Below are 19,078 nucleotides of genomic sequence, written 5' to 3'. Positions count from 1 at the left end.
TATCATATCAAACTTTGGATTTTGTTAATGCACAAGCGAGAAAATTCTGTAATACTTATTGTGTTCGACAATATAATTCTAAGGTTAAATACATGTTTGTTCGCTCATTACTAGCTGTAAGTCTTAGCTGTTTAATGCTCAATACTGCTTCTGCGGCTTCTGAGGTACAGCAATCTGTGGTCGAGGATCCTATTAATCCACTTGTATTAGATAACAAAGCTGCGTCTGAAATTATGGAAGCTTCAGCGTCTGATGTACAAATGACCCCACAAGAGCAAAAAGACTTTAATCAGGTGACTAAAACAGTTGAAGCCATTGATGAAACTTCTGAAAAAAAATCTGAAAGCCCAAGCACGCCCGTCGCTAAAGGTACAAAAGCAGAAAAAACGGCTTGGACATTAGAAAATCTTAACAGTGTAAATTGGTACGACAACATTGGTAAGGGTCAATTCCCTGTTTATGCACGCGCTCAAGTGATGCTTAACAATATGCATGCCTCTCCTGGTGCTATTGATGGCACAAGTGGCAAAAATATGCTGAAAGCTGTTGCTTCTTTCCAGCAAATGAATGGATTAAAGCCAACAGGTCAACTTGATAAAAATACATGGGATGCTTTAGTAGCTGCACAAAATGGACGTGATGCATATATGTCATACACGATAACAGATGCAGACATTAAAGGACCATATGCACAAATTCCACATGATTATGCGTTACAAGCAAAAATGAAAGGCTTGTACTATAGCCGTGTAACTGAAATGTTAGGTGAGAAGTTTCATATCGATGAAGCGTTCTTAAAACAGCTGAATCCTAAAGCAAACTTTAATAAAGTAGGACAAACTGTTTTAGTACCAAACGTACGCAATAATTTACCTGAAAATATTCATTTAATTATTGCACATAAAGGTGCTAAACAGCTTTACCTATTTAATGATAAAAATCAAATGGTGGGTTCATTCCCTGCAACGATTGGTAGCTCGGACACGCCATCGCCAACAGGTACATATAAAGTTACAGGTGTTGCACCTAACCCGTATTATAGCTATTCACCAAGTAACTTTGTACAAGGCAATAACCACAAACCACTCACACTACCGCCTGGTCCTAATGCACCTGTTGGTAACATTTGGATTGGTCTGAGTAAAAAATCATTTGGTATCCATGGTACACCAAACCCATCAACCATTTCTAAAACAGCATCACATGGTTGCATTCGCTTAACCAACTGGGATGCAAATGATCTTGGTCGTAAGGTTAAATCGGGTGTTGTCGTCAAGTTTGTTGACTAACACTATGTCGCCCAGCTTGTCTGGGCTTCTTTTTGTCTGTTACCCTATGTTTTTTTATTTGAGATGTCAGTCATGAAAAAACTTGTCACTGCTTTATGTATCGCAAGTGCTTGCACCATCGCTCAGGCAAAACCATGCGAATCAGAAAAATATAAAACAGCGATGCAATATCAACAACAATCTGCTGAAATTCAAGCACTACAAATTCAAAGCTATGAGCTTGCAACATTACGCTTAAAAGAAATTTTAAATCAAAACCCAAATGCCAAAAATTTAGCGATTGTAACTGATCTTGACGAGACCGTTATTGATAACTCAGCATTGCTTGCTCGTGATACACAAACCTGTCATGACTATCAAAAATGGGATACTTGGGTGGATTGGGAAAAACAGGGACAACCCGTACTTATTCCGGGAAGTTTAGAATTTTTTAATTTTGCGAACGAACACGGTGTAAAAATTTTCTACGTTTCTGACCGTACACAAACCAATAAAACCGCAACCATCAAAAGTCTAGAAAAACTAAATTTACCTCAAGTAAATGCAAATTCGGTACTTCTTTTAGATTCACCAAAACAACAACGCCGTGAAAGTATTGAAGCAGCAAATTATAAAATTGTAATGTTATTAGGAGATAGCCTGCCTGATTTCTCCACAGACTTTAATAGTAAACAACCTAAAGAGGAACGTGCAGAAGCTGTACAACGCACTAAAGCACACTTTGGTAAGGATTGGATTGTACTACCAAATGCAAGCTACGGGGCTTGGACAAAAGACCAACTTGTACCTTGGGTGAAATAAAAAAAAGCCACCATAAAGGTGGCTTTTTTTATAATGATGGAACGTTATTTTTTGATAAAACATCAATCGCTTTATTAAGTACCACAGGTGTAATATGGTCTGCAATTTGTGCAGCTTGTAAACCTAGTTTCTCGCCTAGCGTTGGTTTACTACGCGTTGCAATTAAATACACATCATGATGATCGATTAAATCTAAAATCACTTCATCTGATGTTTTTAATTTATCTACCAAATTTAAGGTTGCAGCATCTTCACCATACCAATGCTCACCTGTTGCTACTTTTTCCACATCAAGCTGACCACGATATTTTTCAACAAAATGCTTAAAAAGCTTATGTGTTTGTTGCAATTCTTCTTCAAACTTTGCTTTACCTTCAGGGGTATTTTCACCAAACATGGTAACTGTACGTTTGTATTCACCTGCGGTATATAGCTCATAATCTACATTATGTTCTTTAAGCAAACGATTAAAATTAGGCACTTGGGCAACAACACCAATAGAACCTAAAATTGCAAATGGCGCAGCGATAATTTCGTTGGCAATACATGCCATCATATAACCACCACTTGCCGCCACTTTATCTACACAAATGGTAACGTGAAATCCTGCATCGCGCAGACGAATAATTTGTGCTGCTGCAAGTCCATAACCATGTACCATACCGCCTGGGCTTTCTAAACGAATTACGACACGGTCTTGCCCTGCTTTAGCAGTTGCAATGAGTAGCGTAATTTCTTCACGGAAATTTGCCACAGCAGATGCTTGTACGTCGCCCTTAAAATCTAGTACATAAATTCGGTCTTTGTCTTTCGCCTTAGCTTCATTTTTTTTGAAAAAATTAAATGAAATTTTAGATTTATTTTGTTGCTTAATTTTTTTACGCTGCTCATTAAGACGTGCGTTTAAATGTGTTACGTGAATTTCAGCAGGAAGCTTGGGCAAATGGAATAGCATACAATCGCCTAAAAAATTGATATTAATATGTAGATGAGGACAATTTCAAAAAATTCAATTCCTCTTTTGAATGAACAAATTAAATGTATTTTTTGAAATGCCCTATCAATAGATTAATGATGATCTAAAGTTAATTTTGATGGTTTATTTGAAATTTGAGCAAATAAAATTCCAATTAACGTCACACTACCACCGATAAAGTGAAAATTTTGCAAAGACTCACTTAATAAAACAACAGCAATAATTGATGTAAAAATAGGTAATAAATTCATGAAAAGACTATTTTTATTTGGACCTAAGTGTCTTACACCTTCAATCCATAAATAAGATAAAAGAATAGAAGAAAAAATACCCGCATATAAAATCATTGGAACAGTTTGATGATTGAGTTGCATTTGGGTGGCAGGTAAAAAAACGAAAAATGGAAGAACATAAACAAGTGCAAAAGCTGACATCACAAAATTTGCTTGCCATGCAGGAATTGGCATTTTCCAACGTTTTAGTAATACGCCATACAGTGCAAATCCAATGGCTGCAATTAACATAAGAACATCACCCACATGCACGCCCTGAGTAAATACTTCACTTATATGGCCATGTCCCAGTAAATAAAGTATGCCAAAAAAAGATAAACTACCGCCTATAACCAAACCTGAATGAATTTTTTCTTTTAATATAAATACACTTAAAATAATAGTAATTAATGGAATAAGAGCTGTCACAATTGCCATATTCGTTGCCGTTGTCGTTGTAGCTGCTTGATAGGACAAAAACTGAAATAACGACACTGATAAAAAACCACCTAATGCAAGATGTTTCCAATATTGGAAAATTGTATGACGGTTTCTCCACGTAGGGATAAGTACAAAAGTACCCATAACAGCTAGAGCAAGGATTAAGCGATAGCATGTAATTGCAATTGGTGAAATCTGATGACTTGCCATTTTGGAAACAATGACGTTGCCCGACCAAAATAAAATAGCCAATAAAGGATATAAATAATTTTTCTTGTCCATAAGTATCAATACGTGTGTAAAGATCAACTATATTAAGAAAGATTTAGATTTAAATTCTGCGGTGAAGAGACAAAAACTATTGCAAAAAGGACAAAGATTCTAAAGGATTTAGCATGTACTCATTTGAGAAAGAATAAAACTGCTATTTAAAGGGGATACCCTACTGAATATGGTGGGGCTAATTTTAAGTATTGTGATATAAGCTTGTTACATTCATCTACTTAAAAATAATATATGCCTAGAGCTTTTACAGCTAAATCTTCTTCCATAGATTAAAACTAAAAAAGTAATCTTTCTTTATTCAAAGACATCATAAATCAACCTAAGTCTCAATAAGTAAATATCATTGGTTTTTCAGGTATACGTAACATCAAAAGTAAAAAAGCCACCCGAAGGTGGCTTTCTTTTATCCAACAAATTTTCGTGCATTTCTAAACATACGTAACCAAGCGCCATCTTCTTGCCAGTTTTCTGGTGACCAAGAATGTTGAATCGCTCTAAAGTTACGCTCTGGATGTGGCATCATAATAGTTGTACGACCATCAAGCGTCGTCACACCACCAATGGCATCTGGTGAACCATTTGGATTAAGTGGATATTGCTGTGTTGCCTGACCTTGTGCATCTACATAACGTAATGCAACATGTGGGTTTAGGTTTGCTAAATCCTGACTGACCACTCGCCCTTCACCATGTGCAATCGCAATCGGAAGAATTGAACCTGCCATATCCTGTAACAGCACAGAATTAGATTGCTCAACTTTTACATTGATTGTACGTGCTTCAAATGCTTCTGACGTATTTTTATGGAAACGTGGGAAATGCTCAGCACCCGGAATAAGTGGTGCAAGTTGCGAAATCATCTGACAACCATTACACACCCCTAAGCTAAATGTTTCACGGCGGTTAAAGAATTGTTCAAATTGATCACGTAATTGCGTGTTAAACAACACTGATTTTGCCCAACCACCACCTGCACCTAATACATCACCATACGAGAAACCACCACATGCCACTAAGCCTTCAAACTCGCTTAGGCTTACACGCCCTGTAAGCAAATCACTCATATGTACATCAATGGTATTAAAGCCCACTTTATCAAATGCTGCTGCCATTTCTACATGACCATTTACGCCTTGTTCACGTAAAATTGCCATATTTGGACGGCGTAGGTTTAAAAATGGTGCTTCAATCGGCTCATCTAAATCGTAAGTAGGTTGTGCAATTAAACCTTGATCTTGCGTAATCAATAACTGTTCTTGATCTGCCGTTTCAGGATTATCACGCAAGCGTTGAATTTGATGTGATGTTTCTGCCCATGCTTGTTGTAAATCGGTACGTGCAAACGTTAAACCATTTACAGTTAAGGCATCTGTTGTGTTAACTGTACCAATCACTTGAACAAGCGTTGTTTCACCTTTGATGGTTTCCCAATCTGCTTTAGTGATTTGTACCACTACCCCAATTTCTTCGGCAAACAAGCTTTCGATGGTTTGCGGTTCTAAAGCCACCCCTAAGCGTGATGCAAACATCATTTCACTCACGGTTGCCAATAAGCCACCATCACCAATATCGTGATATGCCTGAATTAACCCACGTGCGTTCCAATCTTGAATAGTTGTAAACAATGCTTTGAGATCATCAAAATTATCAACATCAGGTGCAGTTTCACCCAATGCTTTATACACCTGCGTTAAAATTGAAGCACCTAAACGATACTGACCTTTAGATAAGTCAAAACGTACCAATACGCTGTCTGTATTTTTAAGCTCAGGTGTAAGTGTTTTACGCACGTCATTGACAGGAGCAAACGCTGTAATGACCAAAGACATTGGCGAAGTTACAGATTTATCTTCCCATGTGGTACGCATAGACAATGAGTCTTTGCCCACAGGAATAGCAATACCCAATGCAGGGCAAATTTCCATGCCTACTGTACGTACTGCTTCAAATAAAGCTTGGTCTTCGCCTTCTTGCCCTGCTGCTGCCATCCAGTTTGCAGACAGTTTAATATCGCTCAGTTTTGTAATAGATGCAGATGCAATATTGGTAATGGCTTCTGCCACTGCAAGACGTGCCGATGCTGCAGGATTAAGCAATGCCACAGGTGGACGCTCGCCCATTGCCATCGCTTCGCCTGTGTAACCTTGCAAACTTGTGGTAGTAACGGCTGCATTTGCAACAGGTACTTGCCAACGTCCCACCATTTGGTCACGCGCAACCATACCTGTAATAGAGCGATCGCCAATGGTAATTAAGAACGATTTAGATGCAACCGTTGGATTTTTTAATACACGGAAAATGGCATCTTTTAAATCAATTTGGCTTGCATCAAACGCATCACCTTTACGTGTTGTGGTTTCATACGAGCGTTGCATACGTGGCGTACCACCTAACAATACTTGCATTGGCATATCAACGGCACTATTTTCAAATAACGGGTCTTCTACCGTTAAATGACGTGCTTCTGTTGCTTCACCCAATACCGCAAACGGACAACGTTCACGTTCACAAATTGCTTCAAACTGTGCCAAAGATTCAGGACGGATCGCAAGCACATAACGCTCTTGTGCCTCATTCGACCAAATTTCCATCGGTGACATACCCGGCTCTAACGATGGAATTTTTCGCAAATTCAACACCGCACCTAACTCATGGTCATTTACAAGCTCAGGCATTGCATTTGAAATACCACCTGCACCCACGTCATGCACAGACACAATTGGGTTATGGTCTTCTAAACGCCAACATGTATCAATTACCTCTTGGCAACGGCGTTCCATTTCAGGGTTTTCACGCTGAACCGATGCAAAATCAAGGCTTTCACCCATCGTACCACTGTCTACAGAAGACGCTGCACCACCGCCCAAACCAATCAACATGGCAGGACCACCGAGTACAATCAATAAATCGTTTGGCTGAATAGCATCTTTTTCAACATGATCAGGACGGATATTCCCGTAACCACCTGCAATCATAATTGGCTTATGAAAGCCTTTTACATCGCCATTGACGTTTTGCTCAAATGTACGGAAATAACCATTTAAATTTGGACGCCCAAATTCATTATTAAACGCAGCGCCACCCAATGGTCCATCAATCATAATTTGTAAGGCAGATGCCATACGTGATGGTTTACCGTATTGTTCTTCCCATGGTTGCTCGTAACCCGGAATATGTAAGTTAGATACCGTAAAGCCTGTTAAACCTGCTTTTGGTTTACCACCACGACCTGTTGCACCTTCATCACGGATTTCACCACCCGAACCTGTTGCAGCACCTGCAAACGGCGAGATTGCTGTTGGATGGTTATGCGTTTCAACTTTCATTAAAATATGAGCTGCTTGGCTCTTATATTTATAAACGTAATGCCCTGCATCATTGGCTTTTGGATAAAAACGCATCGTATCGCAACCTACAATCACCGATGCGTTATCTTTATAGGCAGACAACACATCATCAGGCGATTCTTTATAGGTATTTTTAATCATTTGGAATAAAGACAATGGTTGTTTTTCACCATTTACTGTCCATTCGGCATTAAAAATTTTATGACGACAATGTTCTGAGTTCGCTTGAGCAAACATCATGAGTTCAATATCGTTAGGATTACGACCCAAATCATTAAATGCTTGTGTTAAATAATCAATTTCTTCATCAGACAAAGCAAAACCAAACTCTTGATTGGCTTTAACCAAGGCATCTTTACCTTGTCCTAAAATATCAATGCTATTGAGTGGTTTTGGTGCAGTTTGACTAAATAATGCGTTTGCATCCTCTAACTGCTCAAATACCGTTTCAGTCATACGGTCATGTAACACTTGTTTAAGCTCAGGGCTATTTACGCCTTTAATGGTATATAAAATACCACGCTCTAAACGGTGTACAGGCACATTACAGTTTTTAAAAATATCGGTTGCTTTAGATGACCACGGCGAAATTGTACCGACGCGTGGCGTCACTAAAATTTGTATTTCATCTTGTTGAGGTTGTTGAAGTTCAAAAGACGTTCCATCGTTCAATAATTGTTTTGCCGCTTCCAGCTGCTTTTCATTGAGCGCTTGATCGAACAAATAAACCCATTGGCTTTCTAGGGACTGAACCGCACTAAGACGTGATAATAGTTGCGCTTTCTTAAAAGAAGAGTGTGCTACTGCACCTGCCACGATAAACATGTTGATTTTGGCTCCACGGATCAATTTTGCAATGACCACAATGTGACTTAGGTAGAACAAATATCATACTTGCAATTCCTTTTTTGAGCGAGAAAATTTATACGTTTTTTCCCATCAAAAAAGCGTTGTAATTCTTAAGAAATCTTGTTTTAATACAATGCTATATTTTTACACTGCAAACAAAGACCCAATCCAAAAACTAAAGGTCATCGCTGCAATTCCCCACACCATTACACGCACAGCACCTTTAAGTAAATTACTGCCACCTGCATAACTTGCACCTGCCCCCATTAAGCCAAGTGCCAACACGCCCACCACAATAATGCTATATTGCAAAGACTCCTCAGGTAAGCACCAAATGGAAAATAGCGGACAAATTGCACCTAAAGAAAAACTTACTGCAGATGCCAAAGCTGCCACAATCGGTTGTGCAGATGTTTCCTCATTAATGCCTATTTCATCGCGTGCATGCGCTTGAAGCGCATCGTGTGCGGTGAGTTGCTGTGCCACTTGATGGGCAAGTTGATCATCAAGCCCCCGACTCATATAAATTTTTGTTAATTCCTGTAACTCTTGATCGGGATTACGTTTAAGTTCTCTCGCCTCCATACGTAAATCAGCTTCTTCAATATCTTGCTGTGACTTAACAGAAATATACTCTCCTGCCGCCATAGACACCGCACCCGAAATTAAACCTGCCACACCACTAATCCACAATGTATGTAACGATGCACCACTGGCTGCAATTCCAACCACCAAACTCGTAACAGAAATAATGCCATCGTTTGCGCCTAAAACTGCAGCACGCAACCACCCTGAGCGTTCGGTATAATGACTTTCGATATGATGAGAATGACGTGACATTATTTTTCCTTTTTTGTACGACAAATAGTGACGCAAGCCCCTAGAGTGTATGCGCCTTTTTTGGCATTATGGTATTTTAAAATTTTAATCTAAACTCAATGAATAAAATGCGGTGGTTAGACTTACTTTCTACAACACGCTTAGGAAGTAAAAATAGTCAAAGTGAGCGTGGACGTAGCCAATTTCATAAAGACTATGACCGAATTGTATTCTCCCAAAGTTTTAGACAACTTAACCGAAAAACGCAAGTCCATCCGCTTACACAACAAGATGGCGTACATACCCGCTTAACACACTCATTAGAAGTGTCTTGTGTTGGACGTTCTTTGGGTATGTTGGCAGCAGAAAAAATTAAAGATGATTTGCCTGTTTGGATTGATCCTGCCGATATTGGTGCCATTATTCAAGCGGCGTGTTTAGCGCATGACATTGGTAATCCACCGTTTGGACACGCAGGAGAATATGCGATTCGCGAATGGTTTGACGATGCCTCACACAGCGACTTTTTAAAAGCACTATCGCCTGAAGAAGAAGCCGATGTACGTCAATTTGAAGGCAATGCACAGGGTTTACGTTTACTCACGCGTATTGATCATCACCCCAATCAAGGCGGTATGCGCTTAACTTATGCCACACTTGGTACATACTTTAAATATCCATGGCTATCACACACTATTGATGGTCGCCCATCAGACCAGCGCGCAAAGTTTGGGTGCTATCAAACAGAAAAAGAAATTTTAAAAGAAATTGCCGAGCAACTTGGGCTCATTAAATTGGGTGAATATTATTACTGCCGTCATCCGCTTACCTATCTTCTTGAAGCAGCCGATGATATTTGTTATGCCTTAATCGACTTAGAAGATGGAATCAGTTTAAATATTTTAACCTATGAAGAGGTTGAACCTATTTTTCTAAATCTGATTGCAGATTACGGTGTACCAAGTGAACTTTCTACACCCTTTTGCAGTTGGCAACAAAAAATAGCAGCGCTTCGTGGACGTGTAATGAAACGTCTTGTCGATGAAGTCACCTCTGCATTTGCTCGTCATCAACATCAAATTTTAACAGGACAACTCAAAGGCTGTTTACTCGATTATTGCCCACCTGATATTCCTAAAGGGATTGAAGCTGCCAAAAATTTAGCACGCCATAAAATTTTTAAGCATCGTGAAAAAATAGACCTAGAAGTCATTGCACACATGAGCTTACAACATATTTTAGATGCATTTATTCCGCTGACTGTGCCTAACAAAACCTTAAGCTTTAAAGAAAAACGTTTAATGACAATTTTGGAACAATTTGGTGCACGTCTTGGTGATCATCATTACCAAAACATTATGCAAGTTTTAGATATTATTAGTAAATTTTCAGATCACCAAGCCTACGAACTAGCACAAGTTCTACAAGGACGCCGTGCAGGTTTTATTTAACAGGAAAACATCATGATTGGTTGTTTAATTGGCGAAGTGTTCGCTTTAGAAGCCCCGACCGTACTCTTAAACGTGAATGGGGTTGGTTATGAAATAGACACCCCTCTTTCTACATTTTGCCAATTACAAAAAGGGCAAAAAGTGACACTATGGACACACCTTGTGGTTCGTGAAGATGCACAGCAACTTTATGGCTTTATTGAGGCACAAGAAAAGAGTTTTTTTAGAACCTTACTTAAAGTCAATGGTGTTGGTCCTAAAATGGCGCTTGGTATTTTATCTACGCTCAGTGTCGATTTACTCATACAAACGGTAGAACACGATGATGTAAACACCTTGGTTAAAGTACCGGGTGTAGGTAAAAAAACAGCCGAGCGATTACTCATTGAATTAAGAGATCGTATCAAAACATTAACGCCATCAGGTAGCACACAGCCAATGCCTCAGTTTAAAGCAAACTCTGCAGTGGCTGAAGCTGAAGCGGCGTTGCAATCTTTAGGGTATAAACCGCAAGAAGCACAAAAAGCCATTGCCGCCATTAAAGATCAATATACCGAAGTGTCAGACCTTATCCGTGCATCACTCAAATCTATGATGAAATAACCATGCAAGATCGACTTATTAGCGGTACTGAAAAAACAGAAGATCAAATTGATCGTGCAATTCGCCCAACATCACTTGCCGACTATATTGGGCAACCTGTTGTACGCGAGCAAATGGAAATTTTTATTGGTGCAGCGCGTGGGCGTGGCGAAGCACTCGATCATACCTTAATTTTTGGTCCACCCGGCTTAGGTAAAACGACACTTGCCAATATTATTGCCAAAGAAATGGGTGGCAGTCTTAAATCAACCTCAGGTCCTGTCTTAGAGCGTGCAGGCGACTTAGCTGCACTTTTGACTAATTTAGAAGAGGGCGATGTTTTATTTATTGATGAGATTCATCGTCTATCGCCTGTCATTGAGGAAATTTTATATCCTGCAATGGAAGACTACCAACTCGACATTATGATTGGTGAAGGTCCTGCTGCACGCTCTATAAAACTTGATTTACCGCCATTTACCCTTGTGGCAGCCACCACACGCGCAGGGCTTTTAACCTCACCATTACGCGACCGTTTTGGCATTGTGCAACGTTTAGAGTTTTACTCTGTTGAAGACCTCACTTACATTGTGCAACGCTCTGCCGATTTGATGGATGTGCCCATGCACCCTGAAGGTGCAAGTGAAATCGCGCGTCGTTCCCGTGGAACACCTCGTATTGCCAATCGTTTATTACGCCGTGTACGTGACTATGCCCAAGTTAAAGGCACAGGGGTAGTAACACAAGAAATGGCTCAACGTGCTTTAGATATGCTTAATGTCGATAAAGCAGGTCTAGACACCTTAGACCGTCGCTACCTCACTATGTTACTTGAGCGATTTGAGGGTGGTCCTGCCGGTGTAGAAGCGCTTGCCGCTGCAATGGCAGAAGACAGCGGTACCTTAGAAGACGTTATCGAACCTTACCTGATCCAACAAGGATATGTCATGCGAACCGCGCGTGGCAGAATTGCAACAAATCAGTCTTATCTCCAATTTGGACTGACCCCACCAGAGTGAACTCGTTTTATGTCTAACCGTTTTGAATTCAATTTTCGGGTCTATTTAGAAGATACCGATGCAGGCGGTATTGTTTACCATTCTAACCATATTCGTTTTATGGAACGTACACGTACAGAATGGTTACGTGCCTCAGGCACTGGCGACTATTGGAATCAAGGACAATACCACTTTGTCGTCCACAAAATTGCGCTTAAATATTTACGCCCAATTTTAATGGATGATTTTATTACCGTCACAGCACGTGTAATTTCTTGTAAAACTACATCTTTTATATTGCAACAAGAAATTTATCGTGGTGAAATCTTGCTAGCATCAGGTGAAGTGGAACTCGCGTGTCTAAGTAAAGAAATGCGCTTACGCCGATTACCTGAAGAACTTAAAGCATTTATTCATCGTGAGATGGAACTAGAAAGCAAAGCAAACTAATATGTCAAACCAACACGTAGAAACGACACTACACATCACCGATCTAATTACACAAGCAAGCCCTGTTGTACAACTTGTGATGTTTTTACTTTTACTTGCTTCATTGTATAGCTGGTACATTATTGCCAAACTTTCAATGAGCTTTAAAAAAGCACAAAAACAAGATGATCATTTTCAAAAAATGTTTTGGTCAGGTGCTTCTTTAGAAACACTTTATAACAATGCACAGCTTAATTCAGAACGCCACGGCTTAGAAGACGTGTTTTATGATGGATATGCAGAGTTTTTAAAGCTTCAAGAACGCAAAGCAACACTTGCACAAAAATTAGATGGTACAGAACGTATTTTACGTGTTGGACTTAGCCGTGACCAATCAAACCTAGAAAAAGGACTTGGCGGACTTGCTAGTATTGGCTCTGTTGCCCCTTATGTTGGTTTATTTGGCACAGTTTGGGGCATTATGAATGCATTTATTGGTTTAGCTGCCGTTGAACAAGTTACCCTTGCCACTGTGGCACCTGGTATTGCAGAAGCCCTCATTGCAACTGCAATTGGTTTATTTGCTGCAATTCCTGCTGTACTTGCCTTTAACCATCTTACTGCCAAAAGTGAAGCAGTATATTCAGACCGTGCATTATTTGCAGAAGAAATGGTGGCACTTTTACAACGTCAGGATACAAAATAATGGCAATACAACGTGCAGGACGCTTTAGTCGTATTAAAAAACCACTTAAAAGTGAGATGAACGTTGTTCCTTATATCGACGTTATGCTCGTTCTTCTCGTCATTTTTATGGTAACTGCACCCATGATTAGCAGTAGCCTTAAAGTAGATTTACCCAAAGCGAATAGTACACCCATTGAATCTAATGAACCGCCTGCCATTGTATCTTTACAAGCAGATGGTAACTACTATTTACAATACAAAGACTATAATAATGATGAACCAATGCCCCTTGAAGACATTGAAAAAATTCTTACAGAAGCACATGCAGAAAACGTACTGGTAAATGGCGACCAATCTAGACCTTACGGAGATGTTGTTTCTCTGATGGCACGTTTACAAAGTGCAGGTTTATCACAAGTTGGCTTAATGACAGACCCTGTTAAATGATGAAAAAGATTGAAAAACCACCTTTTAAAGAAAATGCAATTGCAATCGGATTTACACTAGGTGTACATGCGATTGCAATTGTGGCATTACTTTATGCAGGGATGAGTAAGCCACCCAAACCACCTAAAAAAATAAAGACTTACCTTGTAACACCTGAACAAGTTGCAGCAATGCAGCAACAGCAACAGCAACAGCAACAGCAACAGCAACAGCAACAGCAACAGCAACAGCAACAGCAACAGCAACAGCAACAGCAACAGCAACAGCAACAGCAAACTATAACACCTCCTCCCCCAATACAACCTCTTATGAAGCCTGTCGCAGACGCCAAAGCTGCTCAAGAGGCAAAAGAAAAAGCCGCAGCTGATGCCAAAGCCAAGGCTGCTCAAGAAGCAAAAGAAAAAGCCGTAGCTGATGCTAAAGCTAAAGCTGCTCAGGAGACAAAAGAAAAAGCTGTAGCAGATGCCAAAGCTAAAGCTGCTCAGGAGGCAAAAGAAAAAGCCGCAGCAGACGCTAAAGCTAAAGCAGCTACAGAGGCAAAAGAAAAAGCCGTAGCAGATGCTAAAGCTAAAGCCGCTCAAGAAGCAAAAGAAAAAGCCGTAGCAGACGCCAAAGCCAAAGCTGCTCAAGAAGCAAAAGAAAAAGCCGTAGCAGATGCTAAAGCTAAAGCCGCTCAGGAGGCAAAAGAAAAAGCTCAGGCAAACGCCAAAGCCAAAGCTGCTGAAGAAGCTAAACAAAAAGCAGTAGCAGATGCCAAAGCTAAAGCCGCTCAGGAAGCTAAACAAAAAGCCGCAGCAAATGCCAAAGCCAAAGCCACTCAAGAGGCAAAAGAAAAAGCTCACGCAGATGCTAAAGCCAAGGCTGTTCAAGAAGCTAAACAAAAAGCTGCAGCAAATGCCAAAGCCAAAGCGGCTCAAGAAGCAAAAGAAAAAGCCGCAGCAGAGGCAAAAGCTAATGCTGCTCAAGAAGCTAAACAAAAAGCCGCGGCAGATGCTAAAGCCAAAGCTACTCAAGAAGCTAAACAAAAAGCCGCAGCAGAGGCAAAAGAAAAAGCTACAGCAGACGCCAAAGCCAAAGCTGCTATAGAGGCAAAACAAAAAGCCGCAGCAGATGCTAAAGCCAAAGCTGCTACAGAGGCAAAACAAAAAGCCGCAGCAGATGCTAAAGCCAAAGCTGCTACAGAGGCAAAACAAAAAGCCGCAGCAGATGCTAAAGCCAAAGCTGCTACAGAGGCAAAAGAAAAGGCTCACGCAGATGCTAAAGCCAAAGCCGCTCAAGAGGCAAAAGAAAAAGCTGCAGCAGATGCCAAAGCCAAGGCCGCTCAAGAAGCAAAAGAAAAAGCTCAGGCAGACGCTAAAGCTAAAGCCGCAGCAGATAAAAAAGCTGAAATTAAAAAAATAGCTTCTAACGCAAAAGGTGAATTTCAAAGTAAAATTAAACGCGTGTGGGATGTTCCTTCTGGCTCAACAGGAAAAACTGCCAATGTACGTGTTACGCTGACAGAATCTGGTGGGGTTGCTTCAGTCATTGTAAACTCTAGTGATCCCGACGTAAAAGCAAGTGTTGAAGCTGCTGTACGTGCCGCTGCCCCCTACCCAATGCCTTCAGACCCTGATGCACGTAGAGAAGCACGTAGTTTCAGTGCAACTTTTACCGCAAAGTAATTAAAGGAAATGTGAATAAAAATGATACGTATACTCACTCTTGCCGCACTTGCTACTTGCAGCTTAGCAATCACGACAACTGCTTCTGCACAACTTCATCTTGAAATTGCAAAGGCACCCGAACAAGCACCTAAAATTGCAATTGTTCCCTTTAATAGTGACCAAGCAATTTACTCTATTGTAGAAAGTGATCTTAACCGCTCAGGACGTTTTACTAGTAGTTCACAAAATTTACCAATGTCAGCCCAATTAGATCAAATTAGTGCTGAAAATTGGAAGAATGCAGGCGTTCCTTATGTTGTTGTGGGTAAAGTCACACAACTTGACGATAATACGAAACAAATCCATTATCAGCTTTTTGATACGGAAAAACAGCAATACCTATTAAACGAAGTTCTTACTGTACCAAACAATCGAATTCGTCAAGCTGGGCATACTATTAGTGATGCCATTTATCAAGCGCTTACAGGTATTGTTGGTGATTTTAGTGGTAAAATTGCGTATGTACTACGTAATCCAAAAACACCTGAGCAACGTTACACACTCCAAATTGCAGACACAGATGGTGAGCGTCCATTCACAGTTTTATCATCGCACTATCCTATTTTGTCACCTGCTTGGACATCTGATGGTAAAAAAATTGCTTATGTTTCCTTTGAAACTAAACGTCCTGTAATTTACTTACAAAATTTATCTTCTGGACAACGTGAAACACTTACTCAATACAAAGGGCTCAATGGCGCACCAAGCTTTTCACCTGACGGTAAATCAATGCTGTTTACTGCGTCTATGGATGGTAATCCAGAAATTTATCAAATGAATCTAGAAACACGTCAATTACAACGTATGACGCATGATTCAGCAATTGATACAGAGGCAAGATATGCACCCGATGGTAAATCATTTATCTTCACTTCCGACCGTGGAGGTGCACCTCAGGTGTATCGTTATACATTTGATGATGACAGTATTAAACGTGTTACCTTTAAAGGTTCATTTAACGCACGCGCAACTTTAAGTGCAGACGGTAAAAAACTTGCCATGGTACATCGCCAAGCAGGTAGTGATTTTAAAGTTGCATTACAAGACTTAAATTCTGGTGTAGTGAGTATTCTTACGCCAACTACATTAGACGAATCACCAAGTTTTTCTCCAAATGGGCAAATGGTTGTTTATGCTACTAAAGAAGGAAACCGTGGTTTACTGTCAATCGTTTCAATAAACGGACAATTCCGTGTGAACTTACCAAGCGAACAAGGTGAAGTACGTGAACCTGCTTGGGCACCTAAATAGGAAGAAAACAATGAAACAATTATTATTACCTGTTGTTGTATCTGCATTACTTTTTACAGGATGTGCAAATCGTAAGCCAGCAACTGATGCGAATGTAACAACTACCCCAACTGCAACAACAACTGTTAATACAACAGGGCTAAGTGACGATGCTGCTGCAGATGCACAAAATTTAAAAGGGGCTTCATCAAAAGGCGTAACCGCTGAAAATAAAGCCTTTTTAGCAAACCGTGTTGTACATTTTGATTATGACAGTAGCTCACTATCTCAAACCGACTACCAAACTTTACAAGCACATGCTCAATTTTTAAAAGCAAATATGGCATCTCATATTGCTTTAACAGGGCATACCGATGAACGTGGTACGCGTGAATACAATATGGCACTTGGAGAGCGTCGTGCAAAAGCAGTTCAAAGCTATTTAGTTTCAATTGGCGTGAATCAGAGCCAATTAGACACCGTTAGTTACGGTAAAGAAATGCCGATTAATCCTGACCATAATGCAACAGCATGGGCAGAAAATCGCCGTGTAGAGCTTAACTATGAAGCCGTACCTCCTTTACTTAAGTAATTAAATAAGCGCTCAATTTAGGGCGCTTTTTTTGATCTATTAAAAAGCAAGTTTACTTTTAAGTAATCTGCTCTAAAATAGCCATTGTTTACCATTTGCCAAGAAGAATTTTTGGAGTCTTATCAGCATGTCAAATACCACACTACCCGAATATTTAGAACAAAAGTTAGGGACAGCAAAACCAAAATTGGCAAATGTCATTCATACAATCACTGAATGTTGTAAAGTCATTGACCGCGATTTACAAAAAGGTGCCATTGCAGGTATTTTAGGTAGTGCAGAACACGAAAATGTACAAGGCGAAACACAAAAAAAACTCGATATTATTTCAAATGATCAATTAATTGATGCTCTTAAAGTACACCCTGGTATTGGTGGACTTGCTTCTGAAGAGTTAGAAGAATTTACGCCTGCTCAAGAAAATGGTGATTATTTAGTTTTATTTGATCCACTAGATGGCTCAAGTAATATTGACATTAACATGTGTGTGGGTACTATTTTTTCTGTACTTCCTGCTAAAAATAAGATTACCCAAGCAGAAGATTTTATGCAAAAGGGCGATGAACAAGTTGCAGCCGGTTATGTGATGTATGGTCCATCAACAATGCTTGCTTTGACTGTTGGGGATGGCGTGACTTTATTCACCTTTGATGTTGATTTACAAGAATTTGTAATCACACAAGAAAATGTAAAAATTGCAAAACATACACAAGAGTTTGCAATTAACACTTCTAATAAACGTCATTGGGAAACACCTATACAACGTTATATTGATGAACTATTAGATGGTTTACAAGGCGTGCGTGCTAAAGAATATAATATGCGTTGGGTTGCATGTATGGTTGCTGATATTCATCGTATTCTTTCGCGTGGTGGTGTATTTTTGTATCCATTTGATTCTAAAGATCCTAAAAAAGCAGGACGCTTACGTTTAATGTATGAAGCTAACCCAATGTGCTTACTGATTGAGCAAGCAGGTGGTGCAGCAACCACAGGGCGTGAGCGTATTTTAGATATTCAACCAACCACACTTCATCAACGTGTACCTGTTGTTTTAGGTGCAAAAGATGAAGTTGACCTTATTACAAGTTACCACTAATTATGGCTATTATTTACCTCGCTTCAAAAGATAACCCTAAAATTAAGCATCTTCGTGCTTTAATTGAGCAAAATAGTTATCGTAAAAAGCAACGTCAAACAGTGCTTGAAGGTACTCATCTTGCACTTTCTTGGCTAGAAACACAGCAAAAAATTAATGCTATTTTTACAACAGAAAGTGCTTTAGAGCATGCAGACCTTATTGATATTCAGAATGAATATCAAGGCACTATTTTCGTTATTAGCGAAGTGCTGTACCGTGATTTGAGTACATTAGGTACAACGCTAGCATGTTTAGCCATTATTGATGTACATCAAACCAATCAAGTTATTGACTTTAAAGCAGATACTTTAATTTTAGATAATGTCCAAGATCCAGGTAATGTGGGTACATTATTGCGCTCTGCCGCTGCTGCTAATATTAAACAAGTTGTCTGCACAAAAGGTGTTGCCTCTTTGTGGTCACCTCGTGTGCTTCGTGCAGGCATGGGTGCTCACTTTGGTCTTAAGTGTTTTGAAAATGTAGAGTTAGACCAAACCTTGCCAAAGTTTAATATTCCTGTATATGTCACAAGTTCGCATCTCTCAGAAAGTTTATATCAACAGGACCTTAAAAAGCCATGTGTTTGGATTTTAGGAAATGAAGGACAAGGTGCATCTGACTTTGCATTGGCTTCTGCACAAGCAGTGGCTATTCCACAACCAGGTGGGCAAGAGTCTTTAAATGTTGCAATTGCAGGTTCTATTTGCTTTTTTGAAATGGTACGTCAACGTCAATAA

Annotated in this window: 17 protein-coding genes; 13 read left to right on the top strand and 4 right to left on the bottom strand. The window is 39.8% G+C overall.

Translation table 11 applies throughout. The features are described 5' to 3' along the window. Window positions 1–92: 92 nt before the first annotated feature. Both PCI70_RS00790 and PCI70_RS00785 read left to right on the top strand, forming a co-directional pair. Window positions 93–1,289, top strand: coding sequence for a L,D-transpeptidase family protein (locus tag PCI70_RS00790; protein WP_269913454.1), 1,197 nt, complete (start codon window positions 93–95; stop codon window positions 1,287–1,289). Window positions 1,290–1,361: 72 nt separating this feature from the next. Continuing rightward, window positions 1,362–2,090: a 5'-nucleotidase, lipoprotein e(P4) family gene (locus PCI70_RS00785; RefSeq protein WP_269913453.1), complete on the top strand. Its 729-nt coding sequence runs from the start codon at window positions 1,362–1,364 to the stop codon at window positions 2,088–2,090. A gap of 28 nt (window positions 2,091–2,118) precedes the next feature. On the opposite strand, the gene sohB is transcribed toward PCI70_RS00785, so the two are convergent. From sohB to PCI70_RS00765, 4 genes are all read right to left on the bottom strand, one after another. Further along, window positions 2,119–3,045 (bottom strand): protease SohB, encoded by a 927-nt coding sequence (gene sohB / locus PCI70_RS00780; RefSeq protein ID WP_269913452.1) that lies wholly within the window; start codon window positions 3,043–3,045, stop codon window positions 2,119–2,121. Between the two features lie 113 nt (window positions 3,046–3,158). Then, entirely contained in the window at window positions 3,159–4,061 is a 903-nt protein-coding gene (locus PCI70_RS00775) for a DMT family transporter (RefSeq protein ID WP_269913451.1), read from the bottom strand. A 406-nt stretch (window positions 4,062–4,467) separates the two neighbouring features. Continuing rightward, window positions 4,468–8,235, bottom strand: a complete 3,768-nt coding sequence (gene purL, locus PCI70_RS00770; RefSeq protein WP_269913450.1) for a phosphoribosylformylglycinamidine synthase — start codon at window positions 8,233–8,235, stop codon at window positions 4,468–4,470. A gap of 168 nt (window positions 8,236–8,403) precedes the next feature. Continuing rightward, the gene (locus PCI70_RS00765; RefSeq protein ID WP_269913449.1) at window positions 8,404–9,099 is read right to left on the bottom strand and encodes a VIT1/CCC1 transporter family protein; all 696 of its coding nucleotides are present in this window, start codon (window positions 9,097–9,099) and stop codon (window positions 8,404–8,406) included. Between the two features lie 98 nt (window positions 9,100–9,197). Between PCI70_RS00765 and PCI70_RS00760 the strand changes: the two genes are divergently transcribed. From PCI70_RS00760 to PCI70_RS00710, 11 genes are all read left to right on the top strand, one after another. Beyond that, window positions 9,198–10,529 carry a deoxyguanosinetriphosphate triphosphohydrolase gene (locus PCI70_RS00760; RefSeq protein WP_269913448.1) on the top strand — a complete coding sequence of 444 codons (1,332 nt, stop codon included), beginning with the start codon at window positions 9,198–9,200 and terminating at the stop codon, window positions 10,527–10,529. Window positions 10,530–10,541: 12 nt separating this feature from the next. Next, entirely contained in the window at window positions 10,542–11,132 is a 591-nt protein-coding gene (ruvA, locus tag PCI70_RS00755; RefSeq protein ID WP_269913447.1) for a Holliday junction branch migration protein RuvA, read from the top strand. Between the two features lie 2 nt (window positions 11,133–11,134). Beyond that, window positions 11,135–12,130 (top strand): Holliday junction branch migration DNA helicase RuvB, encoded by a 996-nt coding sequence (gene ruvB / locus PCI70_RS00750; RefSeq protein WP_269913446.1) that lies wholly within the window; start codon window positions 11,135–11,137, stop codon window positions 12,128–12,130. A gap of 9 nt (window positions 12,131–12,139) precedes the next feature. Beyond that, window positions 12,140–12,559, top strand: coding sequence for a tol-pal system-associated acyl-CoA thioesterase (gene ybgC / locus PCI70_RS00745; protein ID WP_269913445.1), 420 nt, complete (start codon window positions 12,140–12,142; stop codon window positions 12,557–12,559). A gap of 1 nt (window position 12,560) precedes the next feature. After that, window positions 12,561–13,244 (top strand): protein TolQ, encoded by a 684-nt coding sequence (tolQ, locus tag PCI70_RS00740; RefSeq protein WP_269913444.1) that lies wholly within the window; start codon window positions 12,561–12,563, stop codon window positions 13,242–13,244. After that, the gene (gene tolR / locus PCI70_RS00735; protein WP_269913443.1) at window positions 13,244–13,672 is read left to right on the top strand and encodes a protein TolR; all 429 of its coding nucleotides are present in this window, start codon (window positions 13,244–13,246) and stop codon (window positions 13,670–13,672) included. The genes tolQ and tolR overlap by 1 nt, the downstream gene beginning before the upstream one ends. After that, the gene (tolA, locus tag PCI70_RS00730) at window positions 13,672–15,336 is read left to right on the top strand and encodes a cell envelope integrity protein TolA (protein WP_269913647.1); all 1,665 of its coding nucleotides are present in this window, start codon (window positions 13,672–13,674) and stop codon (window positions 15,334–15,336) included. Before tolR ends, tolA begins: the two co-directional genes overlap by 1 nt. Window positions 15,337–15,357: 21 nt before the next feature. Beyond that, window positions 15,358–16,629: a Tol-Pal system beta propeller repeat protein TolB gene (tolB, locus tag PCI70_RS00725; RefSeq protein ID WP_269913442.1), complete on the top strand. Its 1,272-nt coding sequence runs from the start codon at window positions 15,358–15,360 to the stop codon at window positions 16,627–16,629. A 10-nt stretch (window positions 16,630–16,639) separates the two neighbouring features. After that, a complete protein-coding gene (gene pal, locus PCI70_RS00720; RefSeq protein ID WP_269913441.1) occupies window positions 16,640–17,200 on the top strand; it encodes a peptidoglycan-associated lipoprotein Pal in 561 nt (186 codons plus the stop codon). A gap of 127 nt (window positions 17,201–17,327) precedes the next feature. Then, complete coding sequence (locus PCI70_RS00715; protein WP_269913440.1) at window positions 17,328–18,299, top strand: class 1 fructose-bisphosphatase; 972 nt, start codon at window positions 17,328–17,330, stop codon at window positions 18,297–18,299. A 2-nt stretch (window positions 18,300–18,301) separates the two neighbouring features. Then, a complete protein-coding gene (locus PCI70_RS00710; protein ID WP_269913439.1) occupies window positions 18,302–19,078 on the top strand; it encodes a TrmH family RNA methyltransferase in 777 nt (258 codons plus the stop codon).

Origin of the sequence: Acinetobacter sp. HY1485, from assembly GCF_027568475.1 — a bacterium.
Lineage (GTDB): Bacteria > Pseudomonadota > Gammaproteobacteria > Pseudomonadales > Moraxellaceae > Acinetobacter.
This window is presented reverse-complemented; position numbering and strand designations above follow the sequence as displayed.